Source organism: Acidovorax sp. A1169, assembly GCF_030704685.1.
GTDB lineage: Bacteria > Pseudomonadota > Gammaproteobacteria > Burkholderiales > Burkholderiaceae_C > Acidovorax.
Window position 1 is genome coordinate 1 of record NZ_JAUZDX010000040.1, and the last position, 23561, is coordinate 23561.

The window sequence follows — 23561 nt, forward strand, 5'->3', positions numbered from 1 at the left end:
TGCGGTTGGCCGTGATGTCATTGTTCGCCCCGGTCAGCGAGAGGAAGTTGTTGCCCGTGACCACCAGCACGCCGGTGGCCACGTTGTAGGTGGCGCTGGTGACGGTGGGGGCCACCACATTGGTCACCGTGACACCATTGCCCGTCAGGTCGGCCACCACCACGGCGGCATCCGGGCCTGCGGCCCAGTCCTCTGCGGCAACCAGGTTGTACGTATTGACGCTGGTGGAGCTGGTGCCGTTCTTGTTCATGATCAGGTTGGCACCCAGGCGGTCGGCCGCGCTCAGGGTCAGCGTGAAGCTGGTGCCGCTGGTGATCTCCACATTGCTGGTGGTGGTCAGCGTGTAGCTGGCACCCCCTTCGCCCTGAAGGCTCAGCTTGTTGGCCGTGATGTCGTTGTTGGCACCGAAGAGGCTCGTGAACCCGGCGCCGGTGACCGTCAGCACGCCGGTGTTGGCGTTGTAGGTGGAGCTGGTGATGGTCGGGACAGCCACGTTGCTCACCGTGATGGGCGAGGTGGCATCGGCGATGTTGCCGCCGGTGACCGGGCTGTTCCAGTCGTCGGCGGCGGCCAGGTTGTAGGAGGTGCCGTTGGTGGATGTGGTGCCGTTCTTGTTGAACAGCGCCTCCACAGCCGCCTGGTCTGCACCGGCCAAGGTCACGGCAAAGCTGGTGGCCGAGAGCACTTCGACATTGCCCGTGGTGCTCAGCGAGCGAGTGGCACCGCCTTCGCCGGTGATGGTCAGGTTGGACACCGTGACGTCGTTCGTCGCGCCCAGGGTCTGGACCAGGTTGGTGCCGGTGACGGTGAGCACGTGGCTGGCGACGTCGTAGGTGGCCGAAGTGATGGTGGGTGCCGAGACATTCGACACGGTCACCGCATTGCCGGTCAGGTCCGCGCCCGAGGTGGTGGTCGCATCCCAACTGGCCGCAGCGGCCAGGTTGAACACCGTGGTGTCCACCGCAGAGGTGCCATTGGTGTTCAGGATGCCGTTGATGGCCAGCTTGTCTGCGGCATTGAGCGTAACTGCGAAGGCGGTGGAACTGCTGGCCGTGACGTTGGCCGTGGTCAGGGTGTAGCTGCCGGCCTGGCCGGTGACGCTGAGCTTGCTCACATCGATGGTGTCGCCGCCGACGATGTTGACAGCCGAGACCGAGAGGATGCCAGTGGCGGCATCGTAGGTGGACGAGAGGATGCTGGGCGCCGCATTGGCAACGGTGATGCCGTTGCCGGTGAGGTCGGCGATGTTGCCCCCCGTGATCACGCTGTTCCAGTCATCGGCAGCAGCGATGTTGTAGGTGGTGGCGCTGCTGGCCGAAGAAGTACCGTTCTTGTTGAGCAGCGATGCTACGCCAGCGATGTCCGCGCCCGTGAGGGTGACGGTGAAGCTGGTGGCCGAAGTCACTTCCACATTGCCCGTGGTGGACAGGGTGTAGGTGGCACCGCCCTCGCCGGTGATGGTGAGCTTGTTGACGGTGACGTCGTTGTTGGCGCCGATGGTCTTGACCAGGCCGCTGCCGGTGACCACCAGGGTATTGGTGGTGCCGTCGTAGGTGGCCGAGGTGACGGTGGGGGCGGTGACGTTGGCGACGGTGACACCGTTGCCCGTGAGGTCGGCGCTGGACGTGGTGGTCTGGTCCCAGTTGGCGGCAGCGGCCAGGTTGAACACCGTGGTGTCCACCGCAGAGGTGCCGTTGGTGTTCAGGATGCCATTGATGGCCAGCTTGTCTGCGGCGTTGAGCGTGACCGCAAAGGCGGTGGAACTGCTGGCCGTGACGTTGCCAGTGGTCAGGGTGTAGCTGCCTGCCTGGCCGGTGACGCTGAGCTTGCTCACATCGATGGTGTCGCCCCCCACGATGTTCAAGGCCGAGACCGAGAGGATGCCGGTGGCAGCGTCGTAGGTGGACGAGAGAATGCTCGGGGCGGCGTTGGCAACGGTGATGCCGTTGCCCATGAGGTCGGCGATGTTGCCCCCCGTGACCACGCTGTTCCAGTCATCGGCAGCGGCGATGTTGTAGGTGGTGGCGCTGCTGGCCGAAGAAGTACCGTTCTTGTTGAGCAGCGAGGCGACGGCCGCAGCATCGGCGCCGGCCAGCGTGAGCGTGAAGCTGGTGGCCGAGGTGACCTCGACATTGCCCGTGGTGGACAGGGTGCGCGTGGCGCCGCCCTCGCCGGTGATGGTCAGGGTGGACACCGTGACGTCGTTGGTGGCCCCGATGGTATTGACCAGGTTGGTGCCGGTGACGGTGAAGACGTGGGTGGTTCCGTCGTAGGTGGCGCTGGTGATGGTGGGAGCCGTCACGTTCGACACCGTCACCGCATTGCCCGTGAGGTCGGCCGCAGCCCCGGCCGTGGAGTTCCAGCCCGTGGCTCCCGCCAGGTTGAAGGTGGTGGTATCGACTGCGGTTGTGCCGTTGTTGTTCAGCACGCCGTTGATGGCCAGTTTGTCCGCAGCGTTAAGCGTGACCGAGAAGGCCGTGGCACTGGTGGCCGTGACGTTGGCGGAGGTCAACGTGTAGCTGCCGGCCTGTCCCGTGAGGCTCAACTTGGAGACATCGATGGCGTCGCCCGTCACCATGCCGGTGGCGGTCACCGACAGGATGCCGGTGGCGGCATCGTAGGTGGCCGCGGTGAGGGTGGGTGAGACCACATTGGAGACGGTGATGCCATTGCCCGTGAGGTCGGCGACGACGACGGCGATATCGGCACCGGCCGCCCAATCCTCGCTCGCCGCCAGGTTGTAGGTGGTGCCGCCCGAGGACTGCGTACCGTTGGCATTGATCAGGGTGCGCAACCCCGTCTGGTCCGCACCCGACAGCACGACGGTAAAGCCGGTGGCCGACGTGATCTCCACACTGGCCGAAGTCAGCGTGTACGAAGCGCCTCCCTGTCCCACGAGTGCCAGCTTGCTCACATCGATGTCGTTGGTGGCACCATTGAGCTTGAGCAGGCCCGTGCCCGTGACCACCAGGGTACCAGTGGCCGCGTCATACGTTGCCGACGTGATGGTGGGCACCGCCACGCTGGAGACCGTGACGCCGTTGCCTGTTAGGTCGGCGACCACCACGGCGGCATCGGCCCCGGCGGCCCAGTCTTCTGCTGCGGCCAGGTTGTAGGTGGTGGCGCCGGTGGAGCTGGTGCCGTTCTTGTTGGCGATCTGGTTGACGGCGGCCAGGTCGGCTCCATTGAGCGTGACCGAGAACGAGGTACCAGAGCTGATCTCCACATTGGTGGAGGTCAGCGTGCGGGTGGCGCCACCTTCGCCCACGAAGGTCAGCTTGCTGACGTCGATGTCGTTGGTGGCACCGTTGAGCTTGAGGAAACCCGTGCCGGTGACCGACAGCACGCCCGTGGAGGCGTCGTACGTGGCGCTGGTGATGGTGGGCACGGCCACGTTGGCGACCGTGACCCCGTTGCCGGTGAGGTCGGCGACCACCACGGCAGCGTCGGCTCCTGCGGCCCAGTCTTCTGCGGCGGCCAGATTGTAGGTGGTGGTACCGGTGGAGCTGGTGCCGTTCTTGTTGGCGATCTGGTTGACGAAGCCAAGGTCTGTGGCATTGAGCGTGACCGAGAACGAGGTACCAGAGCTGATCTCCACGCTGGTGGTGGTCAGCGTGCGGGTGGCGCCACCTTCGCCCACGAAGGTCAGCTTGCTGACGTCGATGTCGTTGGTGGCGCCGTTGAGCTTGAGGAAGCCCGTGCCGGTGACCACCAGCGCGCCCGTGGCGGCGTTGTAGGTGGCGCTGGTGATGGTGGGCGCGGGCACACCGCTGGCGGTGACGGCATTGCCCGTGAGATCGGCGGGTGCGGAGGCCGTCGCGTCCCAGTTGGCGGCAGCGGCCAGGTTGAACGTGGTGGCGCCAGTGGAACTGGTGCCGTTCTTGTTGATGATCTGATTGACGGCGGCCAAGTCGGTGCCGTTGAGCGTGACGCTGAACGCGGTGGCGCTGCTGGCGGTGACGTTGGCGGTGGTGAGGGTGTAGGTGGAGCCGCCCTCGCCGGTGAGGGTGAGCTTGTTGACGGCGATGGTATCGCCGGGGGTCATGTCGGTGCCAGTGACCGACAGGACTCCGGTGGTTGCGTTATAGGTGGCGCTGGTGATGGTGGGCAAGGCCTGCACATTGGCCAGAACAAAATCATCGAGCGACATGTATTTGATCGTGTTGCCATTGCTGGTGGCCGTCATGACGATCTTCGTAACTCCGGTCATCCCCGCAAAGGTCAATGGAGTAATGGTGCCACCCCCGCCGGACATGGTTTTTGAATTGGTGGCAACCAAGGTGTTCGCGGCATCGTATCCTTTGAATACCAAGTTCTGAGGATAAGCCTGCGTAATGAGGTTGACGGAGGTCGCGCTGAATTGCTGGCCTCCTTGAAAAGAAAACGTTACGGAGGTGTCCGCCCCATTGTCGTTATAGTCGATGGTTATATAGCCGCCGACTGAGTCACGGGAGATATCCTCCAGAGTGCCATCTATCTTGAATAGGTAGCCTGCATTGCCATTAACTTTATAGATAACATCGTCACTAGCCCCGGAATAACCTCCAGGGCTTCCCGGTGCATTGAAATTTGCGCCGTTATCAAAGTTGAGAGTGGCGTTCGAAATAGCCAGCACATCCCGGTAAATCGCCGCAAGGCCTGCATTTCCTACCGATGCCGCTTCGATATTGCCACTGGAGATTTCCAGGTTCCAGTCGGCATTCAGCACACTGCTGCCTGTCAAATTGTTTGACGCGGCCACGTCTGCGCCGGTCATGATCGCCAGTTGGCCGACAAGGGCGGCGCCCTGGCCGGAGCCCACGTCGCAGCCATAGAGCAGGATGTCGCCACCCTTGGTCAGCGCACCACCGATGGTCTTGAGTTCGGCAGCGTGGCTTTGTGCGCTGGTGGCGTCCAGCATCAGGCTGCCAAGATTGACCGACGCCTCCTTGCCGTGGGATATCAGGTGCAGTGCATCGATGTTCTCGCGCCCCTGCAGGATGCTGGCCATCTGCTCAAGCCCGTCCAGGCGGGAGTCGAGGACGTGCACTTCCCGGCCGGCACCAACGCCCTCCAGCAGGGTGGCGATATCGCCCACGTTGTCTTCGATGAAGACGATTTCCACGCGTGCCTGCTGGCCCCATGGCTGCACCTGGCCTGCGGGCACGATGGCCAGCACGGAGGCATCCACCGCCGGCGTCGCCGCAATGCCCGGATTGGGGGCGCCGCTCAGGATGCCGAACTCGGTGCCGTTGTTCAAAGTGGCGTTGCTCATGATGCGTTCTCTTTCGATGCAGGCTTGGGGGCGATCACGTTGGCGGCGCTGCCGCTGGTGTCAGACCAGAAGGTCATTTGGGAATACTTGTCGAACAGGTCCGGGGGGATGATGGTGCGACGCTCCTGCAGCTCCACCTTGGGCCGGATCTTGTGCAAGCCGGGCACGCCCAGTTGGGCGTCGAAATCGGGTGCGTCGTATTCGAGCGACTCGAAATCGTGCGCGAAGAGCGGCTCTCCGATGAATTGGTACACCAACTCGATGACCTTGTGGGGGGCCTTGGCCAGGAGGTCGTAGTCGATCACCAGCAGGGACTTGGCGTGCTCGCCATAGAACGCCTCGCGCAGCGCCGCCCAGGCGTGGCCTACCATCTGGTCGTGCTGCGCCAGCAACTCCAGCCGCTGGTAGACCGAACTGCGCGCCGTGTTGGCGCCGAACAGCCGGGTGTTCTCATAGGGGTTGCTGCGGAACTTGCGCTCCAGGCTGTCCATGACCCAGGCCACGTTGCGCACGCAGGCGATGACCTTGGCGTCGGGAAACAGGTCCATCAGCAAGGGCATTCGCGCGCACCACATGCGGTTGGTGTCGAAGATGACGCCTTTGTCCTGATCGCGCTTGTAGTAAGAGTCGAAGAGGCCGCTCAGAAGGTCTTTGCGTTGGCTTGCGTCTACTTGCGTGGCGAACTCGGCGCCAGCGCTCACCTGGGCCAGTATGGCATTGACAAAGGCACCAACCGGGCTGCTCATGCCGGCCTGGAACCTGGGGTTCTGCCGCAATATGGCGGACAGCAAAGTGGAGCCTGCGCGGGGTAGGCCCGCGATGAAATGGTATTTAGCCGGCATGTTTGCGCATAAATGAAAAGACGAACCAACCATCCAGACTTGCGGCACCAGCCAGATGCCCTGGAACTTTGCAGTTCTACCTTGGGCCGGTGAAAAGTGAAGAGGTCATGGCACAAAGGTTTTGTGAATGGCCCAAGCCTGCTGTAGTCGCCATAGGCTGACGCCACACAGGGCACTGAAGAGGAGAAGATTGGGGGCAAGAAGTGGGCTGTGGGCCGACCAGCGCAGCCCTGCGAGGTACTCGCGGCGCTCAGCTGTCGAGCACGCGCGGATGCAACAGAAGCACGAGGGACGTGTGGCCATGGCCAGTGACCATCGAGCAACCGCTACCTGGCGAGGTTCGCTCGCAAATGCCATCGGGCCTGTAGCCGCCGCACTGCTGAAAATGCGTAGTCATAGCGTTCATTGCGGGCAGGTCAACGGAGAATCCAGAAGTGCTGAAGGGTTAATCGAAGAAGGTAAGCGAAAGGCCAGTCCCGGTCAACGAAAAAAATACCTCCACCCGGTGGGCGGGCAACAACGCGCAGTCACCCGCCCGAAACCCGGGGAGCACCGGACACCCTAAGTGACCGGTGTCCAACACAATGCCAGCGCAGGTCAGGCGAACTCGATCCCCTTGGCCGTGAGGCCCACCAGATCAATGCGCACGGCATTCAGATCCAGGTTACCCGCCATCACCGCCAGCTCGCTGCCCGTGATGCCCTGGCCCATCAGGTTCACCAGCGGCTGCAGCTCCTGCGCCGTGCCTGCGCGGCCCACCACGTTGGTCCACAAGAGCTGCGCCACCTGGGCAGGAGTCTGTGCCCCCAAGGCCTGCAGGCCGATGCCTGCGAGTGCCTGGCTGCTCACCCCGGAATCGAGTGCCCGGATCACCTCGCCCACCAAGCCCTTGTTGGCCAGGATGGCAGGGCCACCCAGGGCCCCCAGCAGCTTGGCGGCTTCGCCCGCATGGCCGTTCAGGTCCAGCGCCAGCTTGGTGTTGTTCAGGTGGATGCGCTCCACGCTGGTCAGGTCCAGCATGGACCCATCGGTCAGGCGCTGCAGCGTGAAGCTGCCATTGTTCTGTGATTGCACATAGGTCTGTAAGAGGGTCGCCGGGATGACCACGGTGTCGATGCCTGCACCCCCATCCACATACCGCGCCAGGCCCAGTGTGGGGGTGATGGTGTTGTTGCCCGCATCGCCGGTCACGGTCACTTCCCGGATGGCATCCACGCGGATGGCTCCTGCACTGGCCATGCCGTCGAGCAGTTGCGCCGGCGTCTTGCCCGCGCTCTGCTGCGGGAACACCTGGGCGAACAAGGTGGCCACTTCGAGGGCCGTCTTGCCGGTGAGCGTCTGGATGATCGCCCCCTCGGCCTGGGTGAGGTCGCGGCCGATCCACTTCTGGAACAGGAAGGCCGCAGCCTCCTCTGCTGCGCTGTGCGCCACCGTCAGGCTCGGGCCCGTCGCAAACCGCACCTGCTCCACATCCACCAGCCAGTCGGAGACACCCGAGGCGGTATGGGTCAGCTTGATGCCGGCGCCATCGAGGGACACGGTGTAATCCGTCCGTGCCCCTTCCTGGATGGCCACATCGAAGCCGGTACCGCCATTGAGTTTGTCACTGCCGGTACCGCCGGACAGCAGGTCATTGCCCGCGCCGCCAAACACGATGTCGTCCCCGGCATCGCCATAGACCTGGTCATCGCCGGCCTCGCTGCCCACGGTGTCGTTGCCGCCACCGCCGTGGATGATGTCGTCATCGGGGCCCAGCACGATCCACTGGGCACCGCTGTCGCCGCTGGCCATGTTCTGGCCGGCGCCGCCGATGACACGCACATTGCCCACCACCGCCACGAACTCGATGTTGTCCACCTGGATCACGGTGCCGGACGGCAGGGAGCGGGCGTCAATGATGACCGCCTGTTTGCCATCGGCCGGGTTGGCGCTGCCATTGATCACCAGGGGTTGGGTGCCGTCGTAGCCGGCACCGATGGTGGGCTTCAAGATCTGCACCGACAGCGGTTCATTGGGATTGAGGGTGGCATAGAACACCTGGCCGGCGTTGGTCAGCTCAGGGTTGTTGCCGGTGACGCGCTCGATGCGGAACCCGAGTTCGGCCAAGGCTGCGGAGCCCATGGTTGTGGTGGTCAACCCTTCGGCCGAGAGGCCCACCCCGGTGGGCACGCTGACCGAGACGATGGGAGTGCCGCTGGGCGAGGTGACCAGGGGGATGTCGGCCAGTGGGGACGGCGTGCCTGGGGTATCCGGCCGGGTGGGCAGCACCACCGGGATGGTGACGATGGTGGAGCCGCCAGGGCCGGGTTCGGTGGTGACGGGCACGCCGTCGATGGGGGTGCCGGTGGGCGGGGTGCCGCCACCATTCGAGGGGAACCCTGCGGCGGTCACCGCATTGCCCGTGAGATCGGCAATCACCACGGCTGCCTCGGCCCCGGCGTTCCAGTCTTCTGCGAAGGCGATGTTGTAGGTGGTGCCGCCGTTGGAGACGGTGCCCTCCTTATTGAGCAGCAGGTTCACTGCGGTCTTGTCGGTGGCACTCAGGGTCAGGGTGAAGCTGGTGGGGCTGGCGATGTCGGCGTCAAGGGTATCGGTCAGCGTGTACGTGCCGCCGCCCTGGCCGGTGAAGGTCAGCTTGTTGGCGATGATGTCGTTGGCAGCGCCCGCTCGGCCCAGCAGCCCGGTGCCGGTGACCACCAGCACGCCGGTGCCCACGTTGTAGGTGGAGGAGGTGACGGTGGGCACGGCCACGTTGGCCACGGTGACGCCATTGCCCGTGAGGTCGGCCAGCACCACGGCGGCATCCGCCCCGGCGGCCCAGTCTTCGGCCGCAGCCAGGTTGTAGGTGGTGCCGCCGGTGGAGGTGCTGCCGTTCTTGTTGGCCAGGGCGTTCACGGCTGTCCTGTCCGCGGCGCCCAGGGTCAGGGTGAAGCTGGTGCTGCTGGTGATCTCCACATTGCTGGTGGCGGCCAGCGTGTGGCCCACACCGCCTTCACCGGTGAGGGTGAACTTGGTGGCCAGGATGTCGTTGGTGGCCCCGCCCACGGAACTGAAGCCGGTGCCGGTGACCACCAGGGCGCCGGTGGCCGCGTTGTAGGTGGCGCTGGTGATGGTGGGGACGGGCACATTGCTGACCGTGATGGCCGATGCGGCATCGGCAATGTTGCCCCCGGTGACCACGCTGTTCCAGTCGTCTGCAGCGGCCAGGTTGTAGGTGGCTCCACCGGTGGAAGTAGCGCCGTTCTTGTTGAACAGGGCCTCTACGGCGGCGACATCGGCGCCGGCCAGGGTCACGCTGAAGCTGGTGGCCGAGACAACCTCCACATTGCCGGTGGTGGACAGGGTGCGGGCCACGCCGCCCTCGCCGGTGATGGCCAGGGCGCTGACCGTGACGTCGTTGGTCGCCCCCAGCGTCTTGACCAGGTTGGTGCCGGTGACGGTGAGGAGGTGGGTGGTGACGTCGTAGGTGGCCGAAGTGATCGTGGGTACGGCCACGTTGGAAACCGTGACGGCATTGCCCGTGAGGTCGGCACCCGAGGTGGTGGTCACATCCCAGCTGGCCGCGGCGGCCAGGTTGAACACCGTGGTGTCCACGGCAGAGGTGCCGTTGGTGTTCAGGATGCCGCCCACGGCCAGCTTGTCTGCGGCATTGAGCGTGACAGCGAAGGCAGTGGAGCTGCTGGCCGTGACGTTGGCCGTGGTCAGGGTGTAGCTGCCGGCCTGGCCGGTGACGCTGAGCTTGCTCACATCGATGGTGTCGCCACCGACGATGTTCAGGGCCGATACGGTGAGGATGCCGGTGGCGGCGTTGTACGAGGAACTGAGGATGCTGGGAGCGGCGTTGGCGACCGTGATGCCATTGCCCGTGAGGTCGGCAATGTTGCCGCCCGTGACCACGCTGTTCCAGTCATCGCCCGCTGCGATGTTGTACGTGGTGCTGCCTGCGGCACTGGTGCCGTTCTTGTTGAGCAGGGAGTCCACTGCTGCAATGTCGGCACCGGCCAGGGTGAAGGTGAAGCTGGTGGCGGAGGTGACTTCGACGTTGCCGGTGGTGGACAGGGTGCGCGTGGCGCCGCCTTCACCGGTGATGGTCAAGGTGGATACCGTGACGTCGTTCGTCGCACCGACGGTCTTGACCAGGCCCGTGCCGGTGACGGTGAAGACATGGGTGGTGCCGTCGTAGGTGGCGCTGGTGATGGTGGGGGCACTGACATTCGATACCGTCACCGCATTGCCGGTGAGATCGGCGCCGGAGGTGGTGGTCTGGTTCCAGTTGGCCGCAGCGGCCAGGTTGAACACCGTGGCGTCCACAGCAGAGGTGCCGTTGGTGTTCAGGATGCCGTTGATGGCCAGCTTGTCTGCGGCATTCAGGGTGACCGAGAACGCCGTGGAACTGCTGGCCGTGACGTTGGCCGTGGTCAGGGTGTAGCTGCCGGCCTGGCCGGTGACGCTGAGCTTGCTCACATCGATGGTGTCGCCGCCGACGATGTTGACAGCCGAGACCGAGAGGATGCCAGTGGCGGCATCGTAGGTGGAAGAGATGATGCTGGGCGCGGCGTTGGCAACGGTGATGCCGTTGCCGGTCAGGTCGGCGATGTTGCCGCCGGTGACCACGCTGTTCCAGTCATCGGCAGCAGCGATGTTGTAGGTGGTAGCGCTGCTGGCCGAAGAAGTACCGTTCTTGTTGAGCAGCGATGCGACGCCAGCGATGTCCGCGCCCGTGAGGGTGACGGTGAAGCTGGTGGCTGAGGTGACCTCCACATTGCCAGTGGTGGTCAGGGTGCGGGTGGCACCGCCTTCGCCAGTGATGGTCAGCTTGGAGATCGTGACATCGTTGGTGGCACCGATAGTCTTGACCAGGCCGGTGCCCGTGACCACCAGGGTATTGGTGGTGCCGTCGTAAGTGGCGCTGGTGATGGTAGGGGCGGCCACGTTGGAGACGGTGACGCCGTTGCCGGTGAGGTCGGCCGCAGCGCCGGCAGTGGAATTCCAGCCCGTGGCCCCGGCCAGGTTGAAGGTGGTTGTATCGACTGCGCTTGTGCCGTTGTTGTTCAGCACGCCGTTGAGGGTCAGCTTGTCTGCGGCATTCAGAGTGACGGAGAACGCCGTGGCGCTGGTGGCGGTGACGTTGGTGCTGGTCAGCGTGTAGCTGCCAGCCTGGCCGGTGAGGGACAGCTTGGATACATCGATGGCATCACCGGTCACCATGCCGGTGCCGGTGACGGACAGGATGCCGGTGGCGGCATCGTAGGTGGCCGAGGTGAGGGTGGGCGAGACCACGTTGGAGACCGTGATGCCGTTGCCCGTGGTGTCGGCGATATTCAGTGCAGCATCGGCACCATTGGCCCAATCGTCTGCCGCAGCCAGGTTGTAGGTGGTACCGCCTGCGGATTGTGTGCCATTGGCGGTGGCCAGCGTGCGCAGGCTGGCTTTGTCGGTAGCGGACAGGGTGAGCGTGAACCCCGTGTCCGAGGTGATCTCCACGTTGGAGGTATCGGTCAGCGTGTAAGTGACGCCGCCCTGGCCGGTGAGGGTGAACTTGTTGGCAATGATGTCGTTGGGGGCGCCACTGCGGTGCGTGAAGCTTGTGCCCGTGACCACCAGGGTGCCGGTGGCCGCGTCGTAGGTGGCCGAAGTGATGGTGGGCGCGGGCACGTTGGCGACCGTGACGCCATTGCCCGTGAAGTCAGCAACCACCACAGCGGCATCGGCCCCTGTGGCCCAGTCCTCTGCTGCGGCCACGTTGTAGGTGTTGCCGCCGGTGGAACTGCTGCCGTTCTTGTTGATGATCTGGCTGATGCCGGATTTGTCGGTGGCGCTCAGGGTCAGCGTGAACGCCGTGTTCGATGTGGTGGCAATATCGACATTGGCCGTGTCGGTCAGGGTGTAGGTGGCACCGCCCTCGCCGGTGAGTGTGAACTTGTTGGCGACGATGTCGTTGTCGGCGCCCGTAAGCTGCAGAAAGCCGGTTCCAACGAAATCGAGAGTCCCGGTCGACGCGTCGTACGTGGCCGACGTAATCGTCGGTGCAGGCACATTCGAGACAGTCAGGGGATTGGTGGCGTCGGAGGTGTCGCCGTTCGTGATCGTGCTGTTCCAGTCATCGAAGGCGACGACGTTGTAGGTCGAGCCGCTGGAGGATGTAGCGCCATTCTTGTTGAGCAGGCTGTCAACAACGATCCGGTCGTTGCCGGACAGCTGCACCGCAAAGCTGGTGGCATCCGTCACTTCGACATTGGCCGACAGCACGAGGGTGCGGCCGGTGCCGCCCTCGCCGACGATCCGCAGCTTGTTCACGGTGATGTCATTGGTCGCGCCAACGACCTTGACCAGACCGGTGCCGGTGACTGTCAGTATTCCGGTGGCAGCGTTGTAGCTGGCCGAGGTGATGGTGGGGGCGGTGACGTTGCTGACCGTGACGCCGTTGCCGGTGGTGTCGGCGGCGGCGGACGCCGTGGTATCCCAGTTGGCAGCGCCAGCCAGATTGAAAGTGGTGCCGCCGGCGGCAGAGGTGCCGTTGTTGTTCAAGAGGCCGTTGACGGCCAGCTTGTCTGCGGAGTTCAACGACACCGAAAACGCCGTGGCGCTGGTGGCCGTGGTGTTGGCGGTGGTGAGGGTGTAGCTTGCGCCACCCTGGCCGGCGAGGCTGAGCTTGGTAACGTCGATGGTGTCGCCGGTGGTCATGCCGGCGGCGGTGACCAATAGAACGCCGTTGGAGGCATCGTAGGTGGCGCTAGTGATGGTGGCTACAGACGGCGGTGTGTAATTGGTGGTGCCGACCGTACCCCCCGCCACGTTGACGGTGTTTTCCGCGCCTGCATTGGCTCCGCTGCCATTGGTACCAGCTGCTTGTCCGTTCTGTACGCCTCCACCAAGGCCTCCAGACCCATAGTTTCCGTTGCTTCCAACCAGGTCAACCGTGCTGCTCTGGTAGTTGAGCATGCCCTTGTTCAGGATGCCGCCAATGCCGATGCCACCGGCTGCTCCGCCGACCGAGTTGCCGCTGCCTGCGCCGCCGCCGCCGGCACCGAGGTTGTTGGTCAGAGTGGTGTTGGCAATATTGACTGTGGCACCGGTGCCGACATAGATGCCACCGGAGGCGTTGCCGCCCGTGCCTACGCTGGCTGCCCCGGACGCGCCTGCACCTGCGCCCCCGCCGCCGATGGTGGCGCCACCTGTCCCTGCGGTGCCACCGTTCCCTCCCGCAGCGAAGCCTCCAACCGCTGTTCCGCCTGCCCCAGCTAGGGAGGATCCGCCCTTACCCGTTTGGGCAACACCGGCAGGTGTAGTTACAGAGTTGTGCCCGCCTCTGCCACCCGAACCCGATCCACCCGCAAGACCTGGAAAGCTTGCATCGTAAGCGCCACCAGTTCCCCCACCTGTACCGCCGAAACCGCCCCCGCCACCGCCACCGTAGCCATATCCTGCACCCCCGCCATTGCCGCCCCCCGCCGCAGCGCGGTTGCCGGTGACGGACGAATGGTTGATGGTGAGAGTGCCGCCGGTGATGGAGATGCCCGCGCCCAGCGCATCTTTGCCGTTGAGGCTGTTGTAGTCGCCGCCATTCCCGGAGACGAGGCCCTTGGTGATCACCAGCCCGTCGATGGTGGAGGTTCCTGCAGTGACGCTCAGCACCCGGCTGTTGTAGTTGGCGTCGATGGTGACGTCCGGCGTACCGTTGTCGTCCAGGTCGCCGTCGATGGTCAGGTTCTTGTTGATGGCCAGTTGACCAGTCGTCAGTGTCACCGTCATCCCTGCATTGAAGGTGATGGTGTCGCCAGAGGTCGCCGAAGCAATCAGGCCGCGCAAGGTGGTTGCGCCGGTGTCTGCGTTGCTGGTGACGGTCAGCGTCGCCAGAGCGTGCTGGTAGTCGCTGGCGGTGTCACCCGACACGCCTGGCGCTGTCTCGATATGCCCTGTGGCAATCTCCAGCTCCCAGTCGCCACCGGCTCCCGTGCGGTTGTCGCTGGCCGCGACGTCCGCCCCGGTGAGCGCTGCCAGGCTGGACACGAACTGTGCCCCCACCTCGCCCTGGGCCAGGTTGCAGGCATACACCAGCAGGTCGCCGTCGGCCGTCATGCCGCGCCCTATGGCGGCCAGCGTCTCGCCGTGGCCGGCCAGGGTGCTGGCGTCCAGGAAGGTGGTGCCCAGCCACATCTGGCCTTCGCTGCCGTGCGCGAGAACGTGCACCGCTCCTGCATCGCCATGCTCACCCAGTGCGGCAGCCATTTGCTTGAGGCCGTCCTCGCCCGCCTTGAGGTACACCACCTGCGCGTTGGGCGAGAAGCCCTTGAGCAAGGTGTCCGCATCTTTGACACGGCTGTCGACAAAGACGATTTCGCGGGCGGCAGTCTCGGCGTTGGGAAGAGTAGAGGTCATGGTGCAATGTTTTTATGAATGGGCCAGGCCTACTGTGGTCGTCATAGGCTGACGCCACACAGGGGACTGCTGAAGGGGAGACGGTGGGGGAGAGGCGGGTTGGGGGCCGAGAAGCACAACCCTGCGAAGGTACTCGCGGCGCTCAGCTGTCGAGCACGCGCGGATGCAAAGGCCGCACTAGGGGTGCGTGGCCATCATGACAAGAGACCCTTGCACAACGCCTGTCTGACGAGGTTCGTCCACAGGTGCAATCGGCCATGTAGTCGCCGCACTGCTGAAAATGCGCATGGAAATCGTTCATTGCAGTAACGTCAACAGGAAGCCCGGAATTTTTGTATGGTTATTCGGAGAAGTTAAGCGATAGACCTGCCCCGGTCAATGAAAAAATGTCTCCGCCTGATGGGCCAGCAACAACGCGCCGTCACGCACGTGAAATGGCTCAAGGCTGAATGGGCCCGCTTGGGCGCATGCATGTGCCGTTCGCCATGGCTGGCGGGTTGCTGCTCAGGTGCGCACGGGCTCCGCGAAGTGGGCTCGTAAACGCCTCACGGTCAGCGGGTTAGTTGCTGCAGCACCTGGTCCGGGTCGCTGCGGTACAGCGCAAAGAATTCGTTGAGCGAGGCGGCGACGCGCACGGGTGGGCTGTCTGCGCTCAACGGGCCGGCGAAGACTTCCGAGCGGCCATCTGCCGCCGTGCGCAGGCGAAACACCTGGCTGTGGGTCAGAAAGTCCGCAAACTGCACGCCCCATTCGGAGGGCGGGCCCTGGTTGGCGCGGCTGACTTCGTCGAGCGACCACAGGCGCCAGAACTCGCCGTCCATGGTGACCATGCCGCCCAGGGTGGCGTACAGGGTGAGCACTTCGGCGGTGGCGGGCTGGCCCAGTTGGGCAAACAGCGCCTGGACCTGCGCAGGATCGCCGGGCGGCAGCATGTCGACCCCATCGATGCGCCAGCGGGGGAGGAGTGCGGTGAGGTCGGTGGCGAGGTCGGTGGCGAGGTCGGCGGTGGGGTCCATGGAAATGATTGTGCGCGAGGCCTGTGACGCTCGCAAGAAATCGCTGCGCCTGCGTTGGATCGGGCCGCAAGGCCCGCGCCGTGCAGGGGCACCAACAAAAAAGGCTTCCCGGAGGAAGCCTTTTTCGGAGGTCTTGCAGGTGGGCCTGCAGAACCTTAAACGCGCTTGCGGTATTCGCCGGTGCGGGTGTCGATTTCGATCTTGTCGCCTTGCGAGACGAACAGGGGCACGGGCACTTCGAAGCCGGTGGCGATCTTGGCGGGCTTCAAAACCTTGCCGGAGGTGTCGCCCTTGACGGCTGGCTCGGTCCAGGTGACTTCGCGGTCCACGCTGGTGGGCAGTTCGACGGAGATGGCCTTGCCGTCGTAGAACACCACTTCGAGGGCCATGCCGTCTTCCAGGTAGTTCAGTGCGTCGCCCATGTTTTCGGCTTCGACTTCGTACTGGTTGAACTCGGTGTCCATGCAGACGTACATGGGGTCGGCGAAGTAGGAGTACGTGCAATCCTTCTTGTCCAGGATCACGTTGTCGATCTTGTCGTCGGCCTTGAACACGTTTTCGGTGCCGAAGTTGCCGATCAGGCTCTTGAGCTTCATGCGCACGGTGGCTGCACCGCGGCCGCCACGGGCGTATTCGGTCTTGAGGACGACCATGGGGTCCTTGCCGTGCATGATGACGTTGCCGGCGCGGATTTCTTGAGCGATTTTCATAGCAGTTTGGTTGCTTGGGTTGGGGGCCGCTCAACGCGCTGGCCGCACGCCCCTGGGGGCTGTGCAACTGGCCGGCGCATGTTCCGCGGCGGGATTGCGCGGGGTACGGGCACCATGGTGCCGCGCCTCGATTTGCGCAAAGCCTCGGATTTTACCTTTTTTCCGCGATAAATCCTACCAACTGGCCCACCAGGTCGGTTTGTTGCATGAGCCGCGCGCGCGCCGCCTGGATGCAGGCCGTCCACCCGGCCAGGGTTTCATCATCCGGAATGGTCAGCGGGCCGTGGCCGGTGATGCCGTTCCACGCCGCGTGAAAGTCGCGCAGCGTGGCCGGGGCCTGCAGCCAGTCGAGAAACGCGGCCAGCTTGGCGTGGTGGGCGCCGTCGTGCTGCGGGTAGATGTGCCAGACCAGGGCGCGGCCGGCCCACAGGGCGCGCACCAGCGAGTCCTCGCCGCGCACGGCGTTGAAGTCGCTGGCCCGGAGCAGGTCGTCGAAACCCTGCTGGTCGGTGGGAGCCAGAAACTGCAATTGCAGCGGGCCATGCTCTGCCGGCAAGGTGGCCAATGCGGACTGCACCGCCTGGGTGGCACGGCCAGGCGTGACCAGCAGGCGGGTGGGTATGGCGCCGGGCTGCATGGCCTGGGCCAGCAGGGCGGGCAGGGCGGCGGGCTCGTAGCAGAACAGCGACATCCAGCGCTCGGGCTGCTGCGTGGCCGGCGGCTGGCCGGCGCGCCAGGCGGCGGCAAAGCCGGGTGGGCGCTGGTCCAGCAAGCCCGGTTCGCGCAGCAGGCCGCCCGTGGCGGGGGTGAAGCCGGGGTAGAAGAACCAGCGCGTCCAGCCCCGGGCGGGGCCCGACATGATGAGCGAGGGCAGGCGGTGGTTGCGCTCCACATAGCCCTCGGCCGAGAGGTATTCGAGGTTGATCCACACGGGTTGCCGGTCTTGGGCGCGTTCCACGGCCCAGGCCAGGAAAGGCTCGGGGATCTCGCAGCCGAAGGCCTCGACCAGCACGCCGGGCGCGGCCTCGTGCGCGGTGGGCACCGCGCCGCCCCAGGGGCGCAGCTCGACCCCTGGGCATCCCGCTGGCGCCATCCACGCCAGGGCCGAGGCGTCGTCCACCCACAGGCGCACGCGCTGGCCGCGCGCGGCCAGCTGGCTGGCCAGGCGCCAGCACACGCCGATGTCGCCATAGTTGTCGATGACCTGGCAGAACACATCCCACTGCAGCGGGGGCAGCCCCGGGGCCGTCATGCGGCAGGCCCTTGGGCAGGGGCGCGCAGGTGGTCCACCAGCAGGCGCGCCACGCTCGACAGAGACTCTTCCGAGCGCACGCACAGCACCAGCTGGCGGTGCGCCCAGGGCTCGTTCAGCGTGACCACGCGGATGGGCTGGCTGCCCTTGTACAGCGCGGCGCTGCCGCGCGGCATGACGCCTACGCCCAGGCCGGCGGCAATCAGCAGGCACAGCGCGTCGTAGCTGGTGACCTGCATGCGCAGGCGCAGCGGCAGCCGGGTTTCGGCGGCGGCCTTGGTGAGCTGGTTGTTGATGGCGCTGCCCGGGTGCGCGCCCACGAAGTCGTAGGGCAGGGCATCGGCCAGGCGCACCGATTTGCGCCTTGCCAGGGCGTGGTCGCGCGGCACCACCAGGGCCAGCTCGTCGGTGCGGTAGGGCAGTTGCACCACGCGGTCGCCATAGTGGCCGTGGTTGAGGATGCCGATGTCGGCCGCGTTCTCGGCCACCGATTGGGCGATTGCGGTGCTGATCTGCTCCTGCAGCCGCACGTCCACCTGCGGGTGCAGGGCCATGAAGCTTTGCAGCTGCGCCGGCAAGAACTGGCTGATGGCCGAGATGTTGGCCACCACGCGCACGTGGCCACGCAGGCCGGCGCCGTAGTCGCGCATCTGCGTGGCGATGCCGTCCAGGTCGTTGAGCACGCCGCGCGCCAGGTTCAGCAAGGCATAGGCCGCGGCCGTGGGCTCGGTGCCCTTGTTGCTGCGCGTGAACAGCGCCACGTGCAGGGCGTCTTCCAGGTCGGCCAGGCGCCGGCTCACGGCCGACGCGGCCAGGTGCTCGCGCGCGGCGGCGGCGGCGATGGTGCTTTCTTCCATCACGGCAACGAACAGGCGCAGGGAGACGGGGTCGAGCTTCATGGGTTTGATGTTACCTGCCATGCCGGATTGCGATGGTGGGCTGTCATAAGAGCGTTTTGCCCGCAAGGGTTCTTTGCGCATCATGCGGGTCAACACATACAGGCCTGATCCCGCAGGCTGCGACATTGGAGACAAGAACACGATGGGTGCCACACCAACCCCCACCGCCGCCGCCCTGCAGGGCGTGCGCGTGATCGAGATGGGCCAGCTGATCGCCGGCCCATTCTGCGGCAAGACGCTGGGCGACTTTGGCGCCGAGGTCATCAAGATCGAAGCGCCAGAATCCGGCGACCCGCTGCGCAATTGGCGCCTGATCAAGGAGGGCACCTCCGTCTGGTGGCAGGTGCAGTCGCGCAACAAGCGCTCCGTGGCGTTGGACCTGCGGCAAAAGGAAGGCCAGGACATCGCCCGCCAGCTGATCGCCGAGGCCGACGTGCTGATCGAGAACTTTCGCCCCGGCACGCTGGAGGGTTGGGGCATGTCGCCCGAAGAGCTTCACCGCATCAACCCCGGTCTGGTGATGCTGCGCATCTCGGGCTACGGGCAGACCGGGCCCTACCGCGACCTGCCGGGTTTTGGCGCCATTGGCGAAGCCATGGGCGGCCTGCGCCACCTGACGGGCGAGCCGGGCAGGGTGCCGGTGCGCGTAGGCGTCTCCATCGGCGACACGCTGGCCGCGCTGCACGGCGCCATCGGCGTGCTCACGGCGCTGTACCACCGCAAGGTCAACGGCGGCCAGGGCCAGGTGATCGACGTGGCGCTGCACGAGGCCGTGTTCAACGTGATGGAAAGCCTGATCCCCGAGTACAGCGCCTTTGGCGCGGTGCGCGAGGCTGCGGGCAGTGCGCTGCCGGGCATTGCGCCCTCCAACGCATACCCCTGCACCGATGGCTGGGTGCTGGTGGCGGGCAATGGCGACAGCATCTTCAAGCGGCTGATGCAGGCCATCGGCCGGCCCGACCTGGGCGCCGCGCCCGACCTGGCCGACAACGCCGGGCGCGTGGCGCGCGTGGACGAGATCGACGCCGCCATCGGCGCCTGGAGCGCACCGCTCACCGTGCAGCAGGTGCTCGATGCGCTGGGCACTGCCCGCGTGCCGGCCGGCAAGGTCTACACCGCGCGCGACATTGCCGAAGACCCGCATTACAAGGCGCGCGACATGCTGCTCACGCAGGAGACGCGCGACGGCTACAGCGTGCAGGTGCCGGGCATCGTGCCCAAGCTCTCGGCCACGCCGGGCAGCATACGCAGCAGCGCGCCACACCTGGGCGACGACACCGACGCCGTGCTGGCCGAGGCGGGCCTGACTGCCGAGCAGATTGCGCTGCTGCGCAGCAAGGGAGTGATCCAATGAGTGCCGCAATGACTGAGGCCAGCGTGTGGACCGGTGCGGGCAAGCGCATCCACATGCAGGAGGTAGGCCTGCGCGACGGCTTGCAGATGGAGGCCGCCTTTGTGCCCACCGAGGACAAGATTGCGCTGGCCAATGCGCTGTCCGACGCGGGCCTGGCCAAGATCGAGGTGACCTCGTTCACGTCGCCCACCGCCATCCCCGCGCTCAAGGATGCCGAGGTGGTGATGCGCGAGATCACGCGCCGCCCCGGCACCGTTTACACCGCCCTGGTGCCCAATGTGCGCGGGGCAGAGCGGGCCATCGAATCGCGGGCCGACGAGCTCAACCTGGTGATGTCGGCCAGCGCCACGCACAACATCGCCAATTTGCGCATGACGCAGGAGCATTCGTTCGCCGCGCTGGCCCAGGTGGTGGCCACGGCGCAGGCGGCGCGCGTGGCGGTCAACGTGTCGCTGTCGTGCGTGTTTGGCTGCCCCATGGAGGGCGAGGTCGCCCCCGAGGCCGTGTTCGGCTGGGTGCAGCGCTTTGTCGACCTGGGCGTGGGCGGCGTCACGCTGTGCGACACCACGGGCATGGCCTACCCCACACAGGTGGCGGCCATCACTGCGGCGGCGCGCGCGCGCTGGCCGGGTGTGGAATTCACTTTGCATTTCCACAACACGCGCGGCATGGGCCTGGCCAATGTGCTGGCGGGCATCAGTGCCGGGGCCGACCGGTTCGATGCATCGCTGGGCGGGCTGGGCGGCTGCCCCTATGCGCCCGGCGCCAGCGGCAATGTGTGCAGTGAAGAGATCGTGCACGCGCTCGACTGCATGGGCTACGCCACCGGCGTGGATTTGCCGCGCCTGCTGGCCGCCGTGCAGCGCCTGCCCGCGCTGATAGGCCACGACATCCCCAGCCAGATTGCCAAGGCCGGGCCACGCCTGGCGCTGCACCCGGTGCCGGGGGATTTCGAGGCGATCAAGGAGCGGGCCCTGGCGCGGGAGAAGGAGCTGCTGGGGGGAGTGCGCGCCGCATAGCTCGGCCCGTGACCAAGCTGTTCTGGTTCATTCAAAGAAAACGACAGGAGACAAGACCATGAGCGATTCGAGATCCCATTTCCGCAAGCCGCGCAGGGTGCTGCTTGCCGCGCTGCTGTGCGGGGCGGCATTCACCGCCACCGCGCAGGACGCCGCCAAGTTCCCTGGCAAGCCCATCACCGTGGTCGTGCCCCAGGCCGCGGGCGGTGCCAACGATGCCATTGCGCGCGTGCTGGCGCAAAAGCTCAGCGAGCAACTGGGCCAGCCCGTGGTGGTGGAGAACCGCCCCGGCGCGGGCGGCAATGTGGGCACGGCCTACACCGCCAAAACCCGGGCCGACGGCTACACCCTGCTGGTGACGGCGGACAGCGCCCAGGTCATCAACCCCTGGTTGTACAAGAGCACCGGCTTCGACCCGGTCAAGGACTTCGAGCCCGTGGCGCCGCTGGCCACGGCGGGCTATGTGCTGGTGGCCCACCCCTCGTTCCCGGCCAAGAACATGGCCGAGCTGATCGCCGTGGCCAAGGCCAACCCCGGCAAGTACGCGATCGCCTCGGCCGGCAACGGCACGCTCAACCACCTGATCGGCGAGATGCTGCAAAAGGCCGCCGGTATCGAGCTGCAGCACATCCCCTACAAGGGCTCGGCGGCAGCAGCCACCGACGTGGTGGGCGGGCAGGTGCCGCTGTCGGTGCAGAGCCTGCCTTCGTCCATCGCCTTCATCCAGGCCGGCAAGCTCAAGGTGCTGGGTGTCGTCAACGAAAAGCGCGTGGCCGCGCTGCCCGATGCTCCCACCATGGGCGAAACGCTCAAGGGCTTTGGGCAGACGCCCTGGTACGGCATGTTCGCCCCCGCCGGCACCCCGCCCGCCGTGGTGGCCCTGCTGCAGGCCGAGGTGGCCAAGGCACTGGACAGCAAGGCCGTGGTCGAGAAGCTGGCGGCCGTGGGCTGCGAGCCATTCAAGGGCACATCGGCGCAACTGGGCACGCTGGTCAAGGACGACCTGGCGCGCTGGCACAAGGTGGTTCAGGACACGGGCGCCAAAGTCGATTGACGACCGTGGGCCGAATTCGAGATTCATTGACAACTGAAACAACAGAGACAACGGAGACACATCCCTCATGACAACGACCCGCAAACAATTCACCCTTCTGGCCGTGGCCGCACTGGCTGCCAGCCTTGGCGGCAGCGCCTGGGCCCAGGGCGGCACCTACCCTGCCAAGCCCGTCACCCTGGTCGTGCCCACGGCGGCAGGCGGCACCACCGACCTGTCGGCGCGCATGCTGGCGCAGGCGCTGGGCCCGGTGCTGGGCCAGTCGGTCATTGCCGACAACAAGGGCGGCGGCAACGGCTCCATTGCGGCAAGCGCCGTCAAGCGCGCCGAGCCCGATGGCTACACCTTGCTCATGCAGTACTCGGGCTACCACGTCATCTCGCCCCACCTCACCAAGCAAAAGCAGTGGGAGCAGAGCGACTTCCAACCCGTGGCCAACGTGATCTCGGCCCCGCAGATCATCGTGGTGCGCAACGACCTGCCGGTGAAGACCCTGGCCGAGCTGATTGCCTATGCCAAGGCCAACCCCGGCAAGCTCAACTACGCCTCGTCGGGCAATGGATCCTTGCAGCACGTGACCGGCGCCATGCTGGAGCAGCAGGGCGGCGTGAAGATGGTGCACGTGCCCTACAAGGGCACTGGCCCCGCGCTGCAGGACCTGCTGGGCGGCCAGGTGGACCTGACCTTCGGCACCGCGCCGCCCTTCATGCCCCACATCGCCGCCGGCAAGCTGCGCGTGCTGGCTGTTACCGGCAAGGAGCGCCTGCCCAGCCTGCCGGATGCGCCCACCACGGCCGAGGCCGGCTACCCCAAGGTGGACGCCACCTCCTGGTTCGCCGTGTTCGCCCCGGCCGCCGTACCCAAGCCTGTGATTGACAAGCTCGCGGCCGACATCCGCACCGTGGTGCAGAGCCCCGCCTTCAAGCAAAAGGCCCAGGAGCAGGGAGCCACGGCCGACTACCAGACGCCGCAGCAGCTGGGTGACAAGGCCAAGGTGGAGTTGGCGAACTGGGCGACGGTGGTCAAGACCTCCAAGATCGAAGCCGAGTAAGACGGCTTGGTCAACGCGTCTGCAGGCTCACCCGTTGAGCAGGCAGGCTGCAAGCGCCAGAAGGGCCCGCCTCGTGCGGGCCTTTGTCATGGGGGTGTCTTTCAGCGTCAAACTTCCGCATCCGTTTCGCATCCAAACGACCATGCAGCAACCCTCAGCACCACCCGCCGGCCATGCCCTCGCGTTTCTATCGCGCCTGTGTGCGCGCGGCGCCGGGTTCATCGCCCTGGCTTCCATTGCCATCGCCGGCACCCTGATCCCTGTGAAGGAAGCCCGTGCCCAGGGCCTGGGCTGCGGCGGCCTGCTGGTGGGTGTGGGCGATTCCCTTGCCAGCCTGGTGATGAAGTGCGGGCAGCCGTTTGCCACCGAAAGGGTGTGCATCCGCGTCCCGCGCGTGGTCTGGACCGTGCCCCTGCACCCGCGCGAGGCGCCCCGACAGTACGTGACGGAGCACTGCGAGTATGTGGCCGATTGGATCTACCACCGCGGCCCGGGCAACTTCATGTCGGTGGTGCGGCTGCAGAACGGGGTGGTGGCGCAGATAAGGGACGGAAATCGGGTGCCGTGAGGCGCCAATCGCACGATCCGGACGAAGCGCACGAAGCGCACGGGCCTGGCACTGTGAGGTAGTTAGGGCCTGTTCACACTAGTTTCGGGGATCGCGTTGCCCGGCCTGGGGGCTGGATGCAAGGCGCCCGCGTGCAGCAAGGTGTGCACCTTGCAAGCGCGGG

General features: G+C 65.7%; 12 protein-coding genes. 5 read left to right on the forward strand and 7 right to left on the reverse strand.

Annotated elements, in window-relative coordinates:
• The 7 genes from QYL93_RS31095 to QYL93_RS31125 all read right to left on the reverse strand — a co-directional run.
• Positions 1-5254: DUF4347 domain-containing protein (locus tag QYL93_RS31095; RefSeq protein WP_305747296.1), on the reverse strand; the 5254-nt coding region annotated here is incomplete at its 3' end.
• The gene (locus QYL93_RS31100; protein WP_370877091.1) at positions 5251-6129 is read right to left on the reverse strand and encodes a sulfotransferase; all 879 of its coding nucleotides are present in this window, start codon (positions 6127-6129) and stop codon (positions 5251-5253) included. The genes QYL93_RS31095 and QYL93_RS31100, both read right to left, overlap by 4 nt.
• A 564-nt stretch (positions 6130-6693) precedes the next feature.
• Complete coding sequence (locus tag QYL93_RS31105; protein ID WP_305747298.1) at positions 6694-14475, reverse strand: DUF4347 domain-containing protein; 7782 nt, start codon at positions 14473-14475, stop codon at positions 6694-6696.
• A 551-nt stretch (positions 14476-15026) separates the two neighbouring features.
• Entirely contained in the window at positions 15027-15491 is a 465-nt protein-coding gene (locus QYL93_RS31110) for a hypothetical protein (RefSeq protein ID WP_305747299.1), read from the reverse strand.
• Positions 15492-15646: 155 nt separating this feature from the next.
• Positions 15647-16201 (reverse strand): elongation factor P, encoded by a 555-nt coding sequence (gene efp, locus QYL93_RS31115; protein ID WP_305747300.1) that lies wholly within the window; start codon positions 16199-16201, stop codon positions 15647-15649.
• 151 nt (positions 16202-16352) lie between these two features.
• Positions 16353-17453, reverse strand: a complete 1101-nt coding sequence (earP, locus tag QYL93_RS31120; protein ID WP_305747301.1) for an elongation factor P maturation arginine rhamnosyltransferase EarP — start codon at positions 17451-17453, stop codon at positions 16353-16355.
• Complete coding sequence (locus tag QYL93_RS31125; RefSeq protein ID WP_305747306.1) at positions 17450-18352, reverse strand: LysR family transcriptional regulator; 903 nt, start codon at positions 18350-18352, stop codon at positions 17450-17452. The genes earP and QYL93_RS31125 overlap by 4 nt, the downstream gene beginning before the upstream one ends.
• 142 nt (positions 18353-18494) lie before the next feature.
• On the opposite strand from QYL93_RS31125, the gene QYL93_RS31130 reads away from it, so the two are divergent.
• The 5 genes from QYL93_RS31130 (at position 18495) to QYL93_RS31150 (ending at position 23398) form a co-directional block, all read left to right on the forward strand.
• Positions 18495-19706 carry a CaiB/BaiF CoA-transferase family protein gene (locus tag QYL93_RS31130; RefSeq protein ID WP_057269209.1) on the forward strand — a complete coding sequence of 404 codons (1212 nt, stop codon included), beginning with the start codon at positions 18495-18497 and terminating at the stop codon, positions 19704-19706.
• Positions 19703-20725: a hydroxymethylglutaryl-CoA lyase gene (locus QYL93_RS31135; protein WP_305747302.1), complete on the forward strand. Its 1023-nt coding sequence runs from the start codon at positions 19703-19705 to the stop codon at positions 20723-20725. Before QYL93_RS31130 ends, QYL93_RS31135 begins: the two co-directional genes overlap by 4 nt.
• A 58-nt stretch (positions 20726-20783) precedes the next feature.
• Complete coding sequence (locus tag QYL93_RS31140; RefSeq protein WP_305747303.1) at positions 20784-21779, forward strand: tripartite tricarboxylate transporter substrate binding protein; 996 nt, start codon at positions 20784-20786, stop codon at positions 21777-21779.
• A gap of 67 nt (positions 21780-21846) precedes the next feature.
• Complete coding sequence (locus QYL93_RS31145) at positions 21847-22830, forward strand: tripartite tricarboxylate transporter substrate binding protein (RefSeq protein WP_305747304.1); 984 nt, start codon at positions 21847-21849, stop codon at positions 22828-22830.
• Positions 22831-22972: 142 nt separating this feature from the next.
• Complete coding sequence (locus tag QYL93_RS31150; RefSeq protein WP_305747305.1) at positions 22973-23398, forward strand: DUF2845 domain-containing protein; 426 nt, start codon at positions 22973-22975, stop codon at positions 23396-23398.
• Positions 23399-23561: the final 163 nt, after the last annotated feature.